Origin of the sequence: Kitasatospora sp. NPDC058478 (genome assembly GCF_042720345.1) — a bacterium.
Lineage (GTDB): Bacteria > Actinomycetota > Actinomycetes > Streptomycetales > Streptomycetaceae > Kitasatospora.
The window spans coordinates 12,763-27,331 of record NZ_JBHXML010000015.1; the positions used below are offsets into that span (position 1 = coordinate 12,763).

At 71.4% G+C, this 14,569-nt stretch carries 12 protein-coding genes; 7 read left to right on the plus strand and 5 right to left on the minus strand.

What is annotated here, in order from left to right; translation table 11 throughout:
- Positions 1-107 precede the first annotated feature (107 nt).
- The 3 genes from ACFWPT_RS10930 to ACFWPT_RS10940 form a co-directional block, all read right to left on the minus strand.
- Entirely contained in the window at positions 108-911 is an 804-nt protein-coding gene (locus ACFWPT_RS10930) for a helix-turn-helix transcriptional regulator (protein ID WP_159398536.1), read from the minus strand.
- A 119-nt stretch (positions 912-1,030) separates the two neighbouring features.
- Positions 1,031-1,660: a hypothetical protein gene (locus ACFWPT_RS10935; RefSeq protein WP_063349701.1), complete on the minus strand. Its 630-nt coding sequence runs from the start codon at positions 1,658-1,660 to the stop codon at positions 1,031-1,033.
- 714 nt (positions 1,661-2,374) lie between these two features.
- Positions 2,375-2,794 (minus strand): hypothetical protein, encoded by a 420-nt coding sequence (locus tag ACFWPT_RS10940; protein WP_159398537.1) that lies wholly within the window; start codon positions 2,792-2,794, stop codon positions 2,375-2,377.
- A gap of 329 nt (positions 2,795-3,123) precedes the next feature.
- On the opposite strand from ACFWPT_RS10940, the gene leuC reads away from it, so the two are divergent.
- From leuC to ACFWPT_RS10965, 5 genes are read left to right on the plus strand one after another with little or no spacing between them, the layout of a single operon-like run.
- Positions 3,124-4,524: a 3-isopropylmalate dehydratase large subunit gene (gene leuC, locus ACFWPT_RS10945; protein ID WP_380338220.1), complete on the plus strand. Its 1,401-nt coding sequence runs from the start codon at positions 3,124-3,126 to the stop codon at positions 4,522-4,524.
- 35 nt (positions 4,525-4,559) lie between these two features.
- Entirely contained in the window at positions 4,560-5,243 is a 684-nt protein-coding gene (gene leuD / locus ACFWPT_RS10950) for a 3-isopropylmalate dehydratase small subunit (protein WP_363375500.1), read from the plus strand.
- Positions 5,240-6,439: a pyridoxal phosphate-dependent aminotransferase gene (locus ACFWPT_RS10955; RefSeq protein ID WP_380373313.1), complete on the plus strand. Its 1,200-nt coding sequence runs from the start codon at positions 5,240-5,242 to the stop codon at positions 6,437-6,439. Before leuD ends, ACFWPT_RS10955 begins: the two co-directional genes overlap by 4 nt.
- Positions 6,436-7,464, plus strand: a complete 1,029-nt coding sequence (locus tag ACFWPT_RS10960; protein ID WP_063349705.1) for a TauD/TfdA family dioxygenase — start codon at positions 6,436-6,438, stop codon at positions 7,462-7,464. The genes ACFWPT_RS10955 and ACFWPT_RS10960 overlap by 4 nt, the downstream gene beginning before the upstream one ends.
- 29 nt (positions 7,465-7,493) lie before the next feature.
- Positions 7,494-8,774 (plus strand): MFS transporter, encoded by a 1,281-nt coding sequence (locus ACFWPT_RS10965; RefSeq protein ID WP_380481159.1) that lies wholly within the window; start codon positions 7,494-7,496, stop codon positions 8,772-8,774.
- Positions 8,775-8,843: 69 nt separating this feature from the next.
- Here ACFWPT_RS10965 and ACFWPT_RS10970 read toward each other — a convergent pair whose 3' ends face one another.
- Together ACFWPT_RS10970 and ACFWPT_RS10975 are read right to left on the minus strand one after the other, a co-directional pair.
- Entirely contained in the window at positions 8,844-9,488 is a 645-nt protein-coding gene (locus ACFWPT_RS10970; protein ID WP_363375491.1) for a response regulator transcription factor, read from the minus strand.
- On the minus strand, positions 9,476-10,744 hold the full coding sequence (locus tag ACFWPT_RS10975) for a sensor histidine kinase (RefSeq protein ID WP_244293481.1): 1,269 nt from the start codon (positions 10,742-10,744) through the stop codon (positions 9,476-9,478). Before ACFWPT_RS10975 ends, ACFWPT_RS10970 begins: the two co-directional genes overlap by 13 nt.
- Before the next feature lie 298 nt (positions 10,745-11,042).
- Between ACFWPT_RS10975 and ACFWPT_RS10980 the strand changes: the two genes are divergently transcribed.
- Complete coding sequence (locus ACFWPT_RS10980; RefSeq protein ID WP_063351478.1) at positions 11,043-11,777, plus strand: ABC transporter ATP-binding protein; 735 nt, start codon at positions 11,043-11,045, stop codon at positions 11,775-11,777.
- Between the two features lie 3 nt (positions 11,778-11,780).
- Positions 11,781-14,351: an ABC transporter permease gene (locus ACFWPT_RS10985; RefSeq protein ID WP_380481161.1), complete on the plus strand. Its 2,571-nt coding sequence runs from the start codon at positions 11,781-11,783 to the stop codon at positions 14,349-14,351.
- The last annotated feature ends 218 nt before the right edge of the window (positions 14,352-14,569 follow it).

The window sequence follows — 14,569 nt, forward strand, 5'->3', positions numbered from 1 at the left end:
CCGTATGTATGGTGCACTTTCCTAGACCATCCGTGTCGGATCCAGATCGCTCCTCGGGGCGTGTTGCGGGTTCGTTACTTCGGGAATCGTCGGTATAGGGCGAATTGTCAGACGAGTGGATCCCCACGAAGAAGCGCCCCGCCCAGGGGGGTCAGGGTGTGGTGCACTTTGTTGAGCGAGCGCAGGGTGGTGATAAGGCCGGCCGCCCGCAGGACGGCGGTGTGCTGGCTCGCGGCGGCGGTGGAGATGCCCACCAGCTCGCCGACCTCGGTGGTGGTGCAGGTGGTCGTCAGCACCTGGAGGACGGCCGCCCGGGTGCGCCCCAGCAGGGCGCCCAGGGCCTGGTCGCCGTCGGGCGCCGGGTCCCACAGGTTCTCCCGGTCGCGCGGGACGGGGATCGGGTAGAGCAGCAGCAGGGGCCGGTCGCCCTGCTGTTCGACCAGGATCGGCGACCGGGAGAACAGGAACAGCGACGGCGCTATCTCCAGGCCGGTCGACTCCAGTTTGATGTCGTGCCCCGTCCCGGGGACCTCCAGCACCGGGGGGCGCCAGCGGATCGCCGGGTGCAGGGTGCTGAGCAACTGGTCGACGCCGCCGCTCATCATGATCTGGGCCCGGGCGTTCCGGTCGACTTCGAGCAGGGTCGACACCTGGTTCCAGTACGGCTCCACGGCGATCCGGTGGAATGTCTCCAGATCGCGCAGGACCCGCGGTCGGAATTCGTTCCCGGATCCGGCCGTGGAGGAGTTTTCGAGAATTCGGTAGAGATCCGGGAAAGGGCGGACGGTGCGGGCGAGTTCGGCCAGCGCCCGGCCGTCCCGTTCACCCGCGACCCGGCGTCGCCAGGAATGGAAGACGGGGCCTCCGCCGCCCGTCGCGAAGGTTTCGAGGGCGCACAGCGCCTCTCTCATCGGATCCAGATGGGCGGCCGACGATACTTTGGCCAGGCTCGCCGGACTGAAGAATATGCGTCGCATTGCTGTTTTCCCCCTTGAAGTTCCGATGCTGTCGCGATCGGAGGTCATCGGTCTCAGGCCGGCATCGCTGCCGCTTCGATCACGCCCTCGGTCGCACAGTTCGGTCCGTCGGGGAGAATGGGGTAGAAGAGCGTCGGTCCGTCGGCAATGGTGTGGTCGTCCACCAGGACCGGGGAATCGGGTGCCAGGAAGTAGGACGGCGCAATGGTCAGCCCGACCTCCTCCAGTTGCACGTCCTCGTTCTGTCCGGGTATCTCCAGCGAGCAGGTGGAGAGCCGGACGGTCGGGTGAAGAGTGCTCAGCAGGCTGCGGGCGCCGCAGTCCTGGAGGATTTCCAGCCGCTTCTTCCGGTCGCTCTGAACGGTGAGGGAGATCACGTCCCAGTGCGGGGCGACCATGATGCGGTAGAAGGACTCCAGGTCCCGGAGCAGGCGCAGGTCGGCGCCGTTCCCGGAGTGCCGGGCGCGCCGGACCATGGTGTCCATGTCGGGGAACGGGCGGATGGTCCGGGCGAGTTCGACGAGCCGCTGGGTGGAGCCGAGCCGGTGGGTGGGACCCAGCCGGCGGGCCGGCCCGACGGGACGGGTTTTATGCCATCGGAGCCGGCGTTTCGCCTGGCGGTGCCGGGAAGAGAGCAGGTCCAGGGCGAAGAGTGATTCGCTGACCCAGTCCGGGGTCGGCATGATACGCGTTCTCAACAGGCTTGCCGACGTGAAGTGCAGACGTGGCACGAGTCCCCCATGAATGCCGTTGATGTAGGCGGGTCGGGAGCCGGGATCCACGGTGAGGTGGATGGTCGATCGTGCGTGACCGCAAGTTCGACATGGCCATGCCCGTTCCCGTACCGACTACGCTACGTGGCGCTTTAGGGGGGTGACAGTCGAGTCTTCGCCAGTTCGAAGGTGCAGTTCTCTGCACCTGATCCGGATAGCGGACTCGACTCGGTTCGACCGCCCCCTGACGGGTCGTGCGACCCGTGGGGCGGGTGGGGTGAGAGGGGTCTGTGGGGCCGGAGTCGCGCCGGACGTGGGTCCGCGCTCTCGGCCTACCTGCCAAGAGCGCGGAAGTTCCTCAGGCGCGGATTCGATCTGCTCGTCAGATCGTGATAAGCACGTTGATCAGAACACCAACGGCGACCACCGCGAGGACGACCCAGGGCCACATCGGGCGTTCCTTAGTGGGCTTCCAGCCGCTCGAATCGGGCATGACTGCTCCTGGCTTGTATTGGTACGGGGAGATTTACGGCCGGGCCCCCCGGAAGACGGGGGACCCAACGAGGGGCCCGGCCAAGGGAATCGGTGGGGGAACTGTTAGCGCCCTGTTCACCGATTCCGGTCTGTGGTCACCGTGCGCTCGCTGGGAGCCTCAACGGTGACGCTGGTTCGGAAGCCCAGTCATCACGGGTAGTCGTGGTGGTCGAGGCAGGTCTGGCGCAGTTCCTTGATGCGGTCGTTCTGCTCACCGATGTATCCGACCACGGTGCGCACCGCACCCTTCTCGCGGATGTCGGCGTTGCGCATCTTGTCGGCGGTCGACTGGATCGCATTGCGGAGCTTGTCGTCCCCGGCCTGCTTGGCCAGCCCGTCGAGCTCGTCGGCCCGTGCCCGCATCTTCTTGCGGGCCTCCTCCACGTTGTCCGGGAACGGATCGGTGAAGGTCTTGCCGAAGATCTTCGCGCACAGCTCGATCCGGTCGGCGGCCTTGGTACTGACCTGGCAGGCGGACGTTCCGGCGCCGACCAGGAGGACGGCGGCCAGGGTCAGCACGACCGTCCTGCTCCGCCGGTGTCCGGGTTCGGCCCCGTGGCTCCTGCGCATCGGGTACATGCTTCCTCCCTGGGTCCCGTGGGATCCGATGATCTTCTGCCCGTCGTCCCGGCGTTGGTTCCGCCTTCGATGACTCCATCCTGAACCCGGGCGCCGCCGATTTCATGGGGGCTTACTTCCGATCCGAGGTGCAGTTCTCTGCACCTTTCTTCGTGCACGTGATCGCCTGTGCTGGGCGTTTTCGCACCGGCTTAAAGACGTGGTGGGCGGCGGGTGGCGCCATGGAGGCTGAGGTCCGTACGGCCGGGACGGCATGCGGTGGCCGGGGTTCCGCCCCGAGGCCGTAGTGCACGGACAGCGCAGGGGAGAGAGGGACGACGATGGGCCCAGCACGGACACTCGCGGAGAAGCTGTGGGAGCGCCACGTCGTGGCGTCCCGGCCCGGCGGACCGGACCTCCTCTACATCGACCTCCACCTCACCCACGAGGCCACCTCCCCGCAGGCCTTCGACGGGCTGCGGCTGGCCGGCCGCAGCGTCCGGCGGCCGGGGCTGACCCTGGCGCTGGAGGACCACAACGTCGCCACCACGGCGACCGCGGTGCTCGACCCGGTCAGCCTGGTCCAACTGGACACGCTGCGCCGCAACTGCGCCGAACAGGGCGTCGAGCTCTACTCGGTCGGCCACCGGCGGCAAGGGATCGTGCACGTCGTCGGGCCCGAACTCGGCCTGGTGCAGCCCGGCATGACGATCGTCTGCGGGGACAGCCACACCGCCACGCACGGCGCGTTCGGCGCGCTCGCCTTCGGCATCGGCACCAGCGACGTGGAGCACGTCCTGGCCACCCAGTGCCTGGAGATCGGCCGGCCGCGCACCCTGGCCGTCGAGTTCACCGGCCAACTCCCCCCGGAGGTCGGGGCGAAGGAGATGATCCTCGCGCTGATCGCCCGGATCGGGGCCAACGGGGCGCAGGGCCACCTCATCGAGTACCGGGGCGACGCGGTGCGCGGGCTCTCCATGGAGGCCCGGATGACGCTCTGCAACATGAGCATCGAGGCCGGCGCCCGGGCCGGGATCGTCGCACCCGACGAGACCACCCTGGAGTACCTGCGCGGCCGTCCGCACGCCCCCGCCGGGGCGGACTGGGACGCCGCCGTCGCCGACTGGTCGACCCTGGCCACCGACCCCGGCGCCGTGTTCGACCGGACGGTCGTGCTCGACGTGGGCGGGCTCACCCCGCTCGTCACCTGGGGCACCAACCCCGCCCAGACCGTGCCGCTCGCCGCCGCCGTGCCCGACCCGCAGACCTTCGCCGACCCGCTCGAACGCGCCTCCGCGCAGAAGGCGTTGGCCTACATGGGCCTGCGGCCCGGAACCTCGATGCGGGACCTCGCGATCGACGTCGTCTTCGTCGGCTCCTGCACCAACGGCCGGATCGAGGACCTCCGCTCCGCGGCCGGGGTGCTGCGCGGGCGCACCGTCGCCGCCGGCACCCGGATGCTGGTCGTCCCCGGCTCGATGCAGGTGCGGGCCGAGGCCGAGGCGGAGGGACTGCACGAGGTCTTCGCGGCCGCCGGCGCCGAGTGGCGGCTACCCGGCTGCTCGATGTGCCTGGGGATGAACACCGACCGTCTTGAGGGTGTCGAGCGCTGCGCCTCCACCTCGAACCGTAACTTCGAAGGCCGCCAAGGGGCGCGGGCCCGCACCCACCTGGTGTCGCCCGCGGTCGCCGCCGCGACGGCGGTGGCCGGGCGGCTCGCGGCCCCGGCCGACCTGGCCTGACAGCGCCGGCCCGGCCGGAGAGAGGACAGCTGAGTATGGAACCCTTCGTCGAACACCACGGTCGCGCGGTCGCCCTGCGCCGCGACGACGTCGACACCGACCAGATCCTGCCCGCGGAGTTCTGCAAGCGGGTCACCAAGAGCGGCTACGAGGACGCGCTGTTCGCCCGCTGGCGCGCCGAGGACGGCTTCGTCCTGGAGCAGCCGCGCCACGCGGGCGCGACGGTCCTGCTGGCCGGCCGGGACTTCGGCATCGGCAGCTCCCGCGAGCACGCCGTCTGGGCGCTGCGCGACTGGGGGTTCCGCGCCGTCGTCGCCACCGGCTTCGGCGACATCTTCCGCCGCAACGCCCTCAACAACGGGCTCGTCCCGGTCGACCTGCCGACGCCCGTGGTCGAGGAGCTGATGGACCTCGCGGAGTCCGCCGAGGGCCTGCGGCTCACCGTGGACCTGCGGGCCGGCCTGCTGCGCCGGCCGGGCGGCGAGCACCCGTTCACGGTCGACGCGCGGGCCCGGGCCCGGCTGCTCGAAGGGCAGGACGTGATCGCGGAGACCCTGCTCAGGACCGGGGACATCGAGGCGTACGAGGCGGGCCGCCCGTCCTGGCTGCCCGAGATCCCGCGCGGCGCCTTCGACCTGGCCGAACAGCGGCTCCAGGGCGAAGCGCCGCTCCAGACCGAACAGCGGCTGCGGACCGACGCCGCGGGAGTGAGCCGATGAGCGCCACCACGCACCATGACACCCCGGCCCGCCGCGCCCTGGGCGCCGAGCGGGTCGCCGGACTGCCCGGCGGGGGGCTGGCCGCGCTGCTGCTGGAGGGGCTGCCGCCGGACACCGTCGACCTCGCCGTCGGCACCCCGGCCTACCCCGACACGCCGCCCGGGCTGGTCGAGGCGGCGGTGGCCGCGCTGCGGGCCGGCGTCCACCAGTACCAGGACCCGGCCGGGCTGGCGCTGCTGCGCGAGCGGATCGCCGCGGCCCTGCCCGGCGCCCCGGACCCGGGCTCCGAGATCACCGTCACCGTCGGCGGCAGCGAGGGGCTGGCCGTCGCCCTGCTCTCGTTCGTCGACCCCGGCGACGAGGTGATCGTGTTCGAGCCCTTCTACGAGAACTTCCTCAGCGCCATCGCCCTCACCGGCGCCCGCCCGCGCCCGGTCCGGCTGCGGGAGCCCGACTGGAGCGTCGACCCGGACGAGCTGGCCGCGGCCTTCGGACCGCGCACCCGCGCCGTCATCGTGAACAGCCCGGCCAACCCGACCGGCGTCGTCCTGGAGCGCGGCACCCTCGACCTGCTCGCCGAACTGTGCCGGCGCTGGGGCACCGTGGTGATCTCGGACGAGGTGTACGCCGGGTACGTCTACGAGTCGGCCGGCTACCGCTCGGTCGCCGAGATCGAGGGCCTGGCCGACCGGTCCGTGGTGGTCGGCAGCCTCTCCAAGAGCCATGCGATCAGCGGCTGGCGGCTCGGCTTCCTGCGCGCGGCGCCGGAGCTCACCGCCCTGCTGCGCAAGGTGCACGTGGCCACCACCGGCGGCGCGGCGGCCGCGCTCCAGCACGCCGCCGCCAACGCGGACCTGCTGCTGCCGGAGCGCTGGGACCACGCGGCGGGGATGCGCGAGCGGCGCGACCGGACGGTGGCCCTGCTGCGGGACGCCGGCTTCGACTTCACGCCCCCGGCCGGCGGCTGCTACGTGCTGGCCCGGATCGACGGGCTGACCGACGAGCCCAGTCCGCGCTTCGTCCGCACGCTGCTCGCCGAGACCGGTGTGCTGGTGGCGCCGGGCACCTCGTTCTTCGTCGATCCGGCCGATGGCGAGCGCTACGTCCGGATCGCCTTCAACCGTCCACTCCAGACCCTCGACACCGCTGCCGAGCGGCTTCGCGCCCGCAGCCCGCAGAAGGGAGTCACTCCGTGACAACCGCCATCAGCATCTCGACCGAAGCGCGGCACGACGGACTGGTCCTCGGGATCACCGCCGAGACCGCGGGGAACCGGCTGGTCGACCTCGGCAAGGAGCAGGGGGAGTTCATCCGCCGGCGGATCACCGAGCACGGCGCGGTCGTGCTCAGCGGCTTCGACTGGCAGGAGTGGCCGGAGCTGGACACCTTCGTCAACGCCGTCGTCGGCCGGCCGCTCGACTACACCGAGCGCTCCTCGCCGCGCACCGAGCTGCACCCCGGGGTGTTCACGGCCACCGACCACCCGGCGACCGAGGAGATCTTCCTCCACACCGAGCAGTCGTACAACCTGAACGTCCCGCGCTACCTGTTCTTCTTCTGCCGCCAGGAGTCGCCGGACGGCGGCGCCAGCCTGCTGGCCGACTGCCGCGCCCTGCACGCCGGGCTGCCCCGGGAGACCGCCGAGCGGTTCGAGCGCGAGGGCTACCTGCTCGTCCGCAACTTCCGCCCCGGCCTGGGCCTTTCCTGGCAGGAGGCGTTCGGCACCAGCGACCCGGACGAGGTCAAGGCCTACTGCGACGCCAACAGCATCGAGCTGGAGTGGCTGGAGCGAAACCACCTGAGGACGCGTCAGCTCCGCTGGGCCGTCGCCACCCACCCGGAGACCGGTGTCCGCTCCTGGTTCAACCACCTGACCTTCTTCCACGCCCGCACCCTGCGCGAGGACGTCGCCGACTTCCTGCTGGAGGAGTACGGCCCGTGGGGGATGCCCACCAACACCTTCTACGCGGACGGCAGCGAGATCCCGGACGAGGTCGTCCGGCAGCTCCAGGCCGCGTACCGGGCGCAGCAGATCGACGTCAACGTGCACACCGGTGAGGTCCTGATCGTGGACAACATCAGCGTGGCGCACGGGCGGGCCCCCTTCGTGCCGCCGCGTGACCTGTTCGTCAGCATGGCCGGGGCGCACGCGTGGTCCGAACTCCGCCCGGTGGAGCGGACGTCGGCGCCCGCGGTGGCGCTGCCGACCCCGCCGCAGTGACCTCGGGCAGTACGACGGCCGATGCCGCCGTGGCCGCGGAGCCGGGCCCGCCGCCGCTGTCCCGCAACCGCGAGTACAACGTGCTGTGGACCGCGAACATGGTCTCCCAGCTGGGGGCGCAGGGCACGCTGATCGCGTACCCGCTGCTGGTGCTCGGGCTCGGCGGCTCCGCCTTCGAGGCCTCGCTGGCCGAGTTCGCGATCGCCGGGTCGCGGGCGCTCGCGGCGCTGCCCTCGGGGGCGCTGGCCGACCGGGTCAGCCGCAAGACGCTGATGCTGGTCTCGGAGTTCGGGCGGGCCGCGGCGCTGGGCGTGCTCGCGCTGCTGGTGGCGATCGGGCACGCGCCGCTGGCGGCCATCGTGGTGGTGGCGGTGGTCGAAGGGGTGTGCACCTCGCTGTTCGGCACCGCCGACCAGGCGCTGCTGCCGAGCGTCGTGCCGTCCTCGCAACTCGCCGACGCCGTGACCCGCAACACCGCCCGCTACTACCTCGCGACCATCGTGGGCCCGGGGATCGGCGGATTCCTGTACGGCGTCCAGCGGTTGCTGCCGTTCGTCGCCCAGGCGGTGACCTCGGCGATCGCCTTCGTCACGCTGCTGTTCCTGCGGCTGCCGGCGCCGCCGCCCGCACCGGCGTCGTCGCCCGAGGGCGAGGGCGAGGGTGCGGACCGGCCCGAGGGGACGTTGCAGGCGATGGCGTCGGGGCTGCGCTGGCTGCGCGGCAACCCGGCGGTGCGGGCCACCGTGCTGTTCGGCACCGCCTTCAACCTGGTGTTCAGCGGCCTGCTGATCGCCGTGGTGGTGATGGCCCAGCAGGACGGGCGGTCCGGTGCCGAGATCGGCGCCATCGGCGCCCTGGTCGGCGCGGGCGGCGTGTCGGGTGCGCTGGCGGCCGGGCGGCTGCGCCGCTCGCTCTCGCCGTTCACGGCGCTCATGGTGCTGACCTGGGCCACCGCCGTGCTGGTGCCGCTGCTCGCGGTGGTGCCGACCGGCTGGCCGTCCGGGCTGGTGCTGGGCGCGGCCGCGTTCCTCGCCCCCACCGCCACCGCCCTGGTGGCGGGTCATCAGATGATGGTCACCCCCGATGAGATGCGCGGCCGGCTGGCCGGTCTGATCGGGGTCTCGATGGGCGCCGGCGCGGCGCTCGGCCCGCTGCTGTGCGGGCTGCTGCTGGAGACGGTGCACGCCGTGCCCACCGTCCTGAGCTGTGCGGCGGCGTTCCTGCTGATCGCACTCGGCGTGGCCGTCACCCCCGCGGTCCGCGCCTTCCCCGCCCTGCCCGACAACCGGGAGCACCCGTCCGGGAGTTGAGGAGGGGGACGCGGAGAGGGGCGGCGCCCGACCGGCGCCGCCCCTCTCCGCGTGTCTTGCTTCGGGCGTTCAGGCCCGCAGGTAGGTGAGCACGGCGAGCACCCGGCGGTGGCCGCTGTCCGGCGTGGGCATGTTCAGCTTGGCGAAGATGTTGCCGATGTGCTTGTTCACCGAACTCTCCGCGATGAACAGCATCTCGGCGATGGTGCCGTTGTTACGCCCCTCCGCCATCAGCGCCAGGACCTCGCGCTCGCGCTGGGTCAGCGAGGACAGCGGGTCGTCGCCGGCCCGGCGGACCATCAGCTGCGAGATGACCTCCGGGTCCATCGCGGTGCCGCCGTCGGCGACCCGCTCCAGCGCGAGCAGGAACTCCTCGGCGCGCCCCACCCGGTCCTTCAGCAGGTAGCCGACCCCGGAGGCGCTCTGCGCCAGCAGCTCCGTCGCGTACGCCCGTTCGACGTACTGCGAGAGCACCAGGACGGGCAGGTTGGGCAGTTGCTTGCGGGCCTCGACGACGGCCCGCAGGCCCTCGTCGCGGAACGTCGGCGGCAGCCGGACGTCCACCACGGCGACGTCCGGGCGGTGTTCGAGCAGCGCGGGCAGCAGGTCGTCCCCGTTGTCCACGGTGACGCACACCTCGTGCCCCTCGCTGTTCAGCAGCAGTACCAGCCCCTCACGGAGCAGGGCGTTGTCTTCGGCGATCAGGATCCGCATGGAATCTCCACCTTCAGTACGGTCGGGCCCCCGGGCGGGCTGAACAGATCGGTGGTCCCGTCGAAGGCGGCGACCCGGCGCCGGAGTCCGAGGATGCCGCTCCCCGTGCCCTCGGTGGCGCCGCCCTTGCCGTCGTCCTCGACCCTGATCGAGATGGCGTCCGACGCGATCCGCAGCCACACCAGCGCGCTGCGCGCCCCGCTGTGCTTCGTGATGTTGGTGAGCGCCTCGGAGATCACGAAGTAGGCCGCGGCCTCGGCGGCGGCGGGCGCGCGGGGCGCCGCGCCGGCCGACTCGTCGATGTCTATCCGGGTCGGGACCCCGCACAGCGCGGTGAGCGCCCGGACGGCGTCGGTCAGCCCGCGGTCGGCGAGCACCGGCGGGTAGATGCCGCGGACGAGGTGGCGCAGCGACTCCAGCGCCTGCTCGGCGAGGTTCTGGGCCGCGTCCACCATCTCCGGGACCTGCTCGGGCCGTTGGCCGAGCGCGCGCTTGATCATGCCGAGCCGCAGCGAGACGGCGACGATGCCGGCCTGCGCCCCGTCGTGCAGGTCGCGTTCGATCCGGCGCAGTTCGGCGTCGTGCGCGTCGAGCGCCTCGGCGCGGGTCACCGAGAGTTCGCGGACCCGCTGCGCGAGCGCGACCCGGGGGCGGGCGGTCAGCAGCCGGCGGGACATCCGGGCGTGCACGAGGGCCAGCCCGCGCATCGCGGCCATCGCCACCACGGCGTAGCCGACGCCGATGAACACCGCGACGAAGGACTTCAGCCACGAGTCGACGTTCATCAGGATGATCGAGTTGCGCTCGCCCGACGCGAGCTTCCACCACACCGGTGCGGACAGCCAGTTGAAGGCGTTGCCGCAGATGCTCAGGGCGAAGATGCACAGGGCCGAGCCGACGACGCCGTGGGTGATCACCCAGACCAGGTCCTTGCGGACGGCCGGGTCGCGCAGGGAGGGCTTGCGGGGGCCGGTGCGGCCGGGCTCCAGGTCGCGGTAGGGCGTGCGGACCTCGGTCTCCAGCAGCCGGCCGACCCACCGGCGGTGGACCTCCGCGTACCTGCGCAGCACCCGCAGTGTCCTGGGCAGCAGCAGGAAGCCCGTTCCGACCAGGCAGAGCGCGAAGATGATGGCGATCAGGTAGAACAGCAGCAGCCCGGCGAGTCCGGTCATCAGGCAGAGCAGGACGTAGCCCGCGGCCGGAGGGAAACGGATCACCGTCTGGCGGACCCACTGCTCGGGTTGTAAGCGTCGCAACTCGGCAATGCTGGGGGCGCGCACGGCTCCTAAAACCCTCCGAGTCGTCATCCCGATCACCCTACCACCGTCCCAAATGCGGCGGTGGGTGGCACTTTTCTGCACCATCGACTCTCCAGTTCGTGCCCTGGTTCCGCACCTGCTCCAGGACTTACCTTCGTGAACGTCAAGTAGTGCGTGCGAGTGGTGGAGGCCGGAAGTGAGCAGAAAGGGACGCGGAGCGCGGACGGAGGAGTTCCAGAGCGCGGCCGCGGAGGAGGAGTACGCGGCGCCGCCGCGGCCGGACGGCAGTGCCGCTCTGGACGCCCACTGGGTCGTCCGCCTCGACGGGGTCCGGAAGACGTACGGCAAGGGCGCCGGGGCCGTGCACGCGCTGCGCGATCTGTCCCTCGCCTTCGCCCGGGGCACCTTCACCGCGGTGATGGGTCCGTCCGGGGCGGGCAAGAGCACCTTCCTGCACTGCGCCGCCGGGCTGGACCGCCCGGACGCCGGCTCGGTGGTGCTCGGCGGTACCGAGCTGGCGCAGCTGAGCGAGGTCGATCTGACCATCATGCGCCGGGAGCGGGTCGGCTTCATCTTCCAGGCGTACAACCTGATGGCGGCGTTGACCGTCGCGGACAACATCACCCTGCCGCTGATGCTGGCCGGTCGCCAGCCGGACCACCAGTGGTTGCAGCAGGTCGTGACGCAGGTGGGTCTCGCCGACCGGATGAGCCACCGGCCCTCGGAGCTGTCCGGCGGCCAGCAGCAGCGGGTGGCCATCGCCCGGGCGCTGGCGGCGCGGCCCGAGGTGGTCTTCGCGGACGAGCCGACCGGGGCGCTGGACACCCGCACCGCCAAGCAGGTGCTGACGCTGCTGCGCGAGGTCGTGGACAGCCTCGGGCAGACGGTGATCATGGTGACCCACGACCCGATCGCCGCCTCCTACGCGCACCGCGTGGTGTTCCTCGCGGACGGGAGCTACGCGGAGGAGATGACGCACCCCACTCCGGACCGGGTGGCCGAGCGCATGACCCGGCTGGGGGAGTGGTGAGACGTGTTCAGGCTCGTCGTACAGACCGTCAAGGAGCGTAAGGCCGGGTTCGTCGGGGCGTTCGTCGCCCTGTTCGGCGCGTCCGTGCTCGTCACGGCCTTCGGAATCATCCTCCAGTCCGGCATCGGCAACGGGGTGCCGGTCCAGCGCTACTCCGGCGCTGCGGTCGTGGTCGGCGGTCAGAAGCACTTCACGGTCCACGAGGCCAAGAAGAGCAAGTCCAAGGACCTCAAGGACGCCGTCGGCGTCCCGATCGACCTGGTCGACAAGGTCGCCAGGACCGAGGGCGTCGACAAGGCCGTCCCGGTGCTCACCTTCCCCGCGCAGGTCGTCTCCAACGACGGCGAGGAGCTGGTCAAGGGCGCCGACGACCGGACGTCCAACGGCACCAACTGGGGCGCGGCCGCGCTCGGCCCGTACGACCGCAACGGCGACGAGCCGAAGCGCGCCGGCGAGGTGGTGCTGGAGAAGTCCGTCGCCGACCACCGCAAGGTGAAGGTGGGCGACAGCGTCAAGATCGCCTCCACCCGGGACGCCAGCTCGTACAAGATCGTCGGCATCGTCACCTACAAGGGCGGCGGCGGGGCGCTGCGCACCCCGCCGGTGTTCTTCTCCGACGACGAGGCGCGCACCCTGTTCGGCCGCACCGACCAGGTCAGCGCCATCGGCGTGCTGGCGCCCAAGGACACCAACGCCGGCAAGCTCGGCGACCGGATCGACAAGGCGCTCAAGGGCTCCGCGATCGACGTCTACACCGGTGACGGGCGCAGCAGCGTCGAGAACCCGGACGTCGCCTCGGCCCGGGGCAGCCTGAAGGAGCTGGCGGGCTCGCTCGGCGGCACCGTCGTGCTGATCACCATGATGGTGGTGGGCAGCACCCTGGCGCTCAGCGTGCACCAGCGCCGGCGCGAGCTGGCGCTGCTGCGCGCGGTCGGCGCGACGCCCAAGCAGATCCACAAGATGATCTCGGGCGAGGCCCTGGTGATCTCGCTGGTGGCCTCGATCCTGGGCTGCTTCCCCGGCATGCTGGCCGCCGGGGTGCTGCGCGGGGCGCTCGGGGCGATCGGCATCCTGCCGGACGACTTCGAGTTCTCCTACGGCCCGATCCCGGCGATCGCCGCGGTCGGCATCGGCGTGATCGCCGCGCAGGTGGCGGCGTTCGCGGTGGCCCGCCGGGTGGTGTCGATCCGGCCGGTGGAGGCGCTCAGCGAGGCCCAGACCGAGCAGCCGGGCATCGGCGGCGCCCGGGTGGCCATCGGGATCCTGCTGTTCGTCCTCGGCTTCTGCGCGTCGCTGCTGCCGCTGTTCTTCGGCAGCATCTTCGCGGTGGCCGCGGCCGGCAGCGGCGGTCTGATCATGGTGATCGCGATCCTCATGCTGGCCCCGCCGGTGGTGGCGAAGGCGACCAGGCTGATGGCCGCGCCGTTCCAGCGGCGGTTCGGGACCCTCGGGTTCCTGGCCGTGGCCAACACCCGGGCCAACGCCCGGCGGCTGGCGGCCGGTATCGGCCCGCTGATCCTGGCGATCGGCTTCGCCTCGGTGCAGCTGTTCATCCCGACCACCACGTCGGGTGCGGCCGAGGCGCAGGCCCAGGCGGGCGTCGTCGCCGACTACACGGTGACCAGCGATTCCGGCGGCCTGCCGGTCACCGCGCCGAAGTTCATCGCCGGCCTGGACGGGGTGGACGCCGCGGCCGGGACGGTGCGGGTCGACCTGTTCGCCTCGACGAAGATGCTCGGCTCGCCGGAGATCTTCGACTACAAGGCGCAGGGGCTGACCCCGGGCAACCTGAGCCGGGTCGTCGACCTGGACGTCTCCGAGGGCTCCCTGGACAACCTGTCCACGGACACGGTGGCGATCAGCAGCGGGGCTTCGGCCACGCTCGGCGCGAACGTCGGCGGCCAGATCAAGGTGCACATGCCCGACGGGCAGACGCTGGAGCCGAAGGTGATCGCCGTGTACAAGCGCGGCCTGGGCTTCGGCGACATCACCCTGTCCTACGACACCGTGCTCCAGCACAGTTCGCGCCGGATGTACGACTCGGTGCTGGTGCGGGCCAAGGACGGCGTCGACAAGAAGAAGGTGATCGGGGAGCTCACCGGGCTCAACGACCGCTACCCCGGGGTGCACGTCCAGGACAAGGGCGGCCTGTCCGCCGCCCAGGAGAAGGCCGGCACGGCCAACCTGTTCGGCAGCGCGCTGCCGCTGGTCCTGGTCTTCGGGTACATCGCGGTGGCCGTTGCCAACACCCTGGTGATGACCACGCTGTCCAGAGCACGGGAGTTCGCGCTGCTGCGGCTGGTGGGCGCGACCCCCGAACAGGTCATGCGGATGATGCGCACCGAGACGTTGATGCTGATCCTGATCGCGGTGGTGGTCGGCAGCCTCGTGCCCATCGTGCCGTTGATGACGGTGAGCATGGGCCTGACCGGGTCCCTGGTTCCGCACATTCCGCCGCTGCTCTACCTGGCGATCGTGGCGGCGACCTCGGCCCTGGCCGCGGCGGCCGTTCTGGTGCCGACCAAGCTCGCCCTGCGCGCCCGCCCGGTGGAGGCCATCGGACTGCGCGAGTAGCTCCGCCCCCACCATTGCCACACCGACCCGCCGATGGGGTCCGCGACCGCGGACCCCATCGGCGTTTTCGGGTTTCCGGGCAGGTCGAACGGCGTTTCGCAGTGCGGCAACCAGGGTCATTCGGCTGCCGCTTAACGACCCTGACCGGCCCCGCCGCCCGGTGTTAGCCTGCATTCACCAGAGCGAATTCCCCTTTTGCGTAATCCCCGTACCGACGA

Excerpts from the sequence above, each read along its gene's own strand:
- ACFWPT_RS10930 (WP_159398536.1), bottom strand. The coding sequence starts at position 911 with ATGAGAGAGGCGCTGTGCGCCCTCGAAACCTTCGCGACGGGCGGCGGA.
- ACFWPT_RS10935 (WP_063349701.1), bottom strand. The coding sequence starts at position 1,660 with ATGCCGACCCCGGACTGGGTCAGCGAATCACTCTTCGCCCTGGACCTG.
- ACFWPT_RS10940 (WP_159398537.1), bottom strand. The coding sequence starts at position 2,794 with ATGCGCAGGAGCCACGGGGCCGAACCCGGACACCGGCGGAGCAGGACG.
- leuC (WP_380338220.1), top strand. The coding sequence starts at position 3,124 with ATGGGCCCAGCACGGACACTCGCGGAGAAGCTGTGGGAGCGCCACGTC.
- leuD (WP_363375500.1), top strand. The coding sequence starts at position 4,560 with ATGGAACCCTTCGTCGAACACCACGGTCGCGCGGTCGCCCTGCGCCGC.
- ACFWPT_RS10955 (WP_380373313.1), top strand. The coding sequence starts at position 5,240 with ATGAGCGCCACCACGCACCATGACACCCCGGCCCGCCGCGCCCTGGGC.
- ACFWPT_RS10970 (WP_363375491.1), bottom strand. The coding sequence starts at position 9,488 with ATGCGGATCCTGATCGCCGAAGACAACGCCCTGCTCCGTGAGGGGCTG.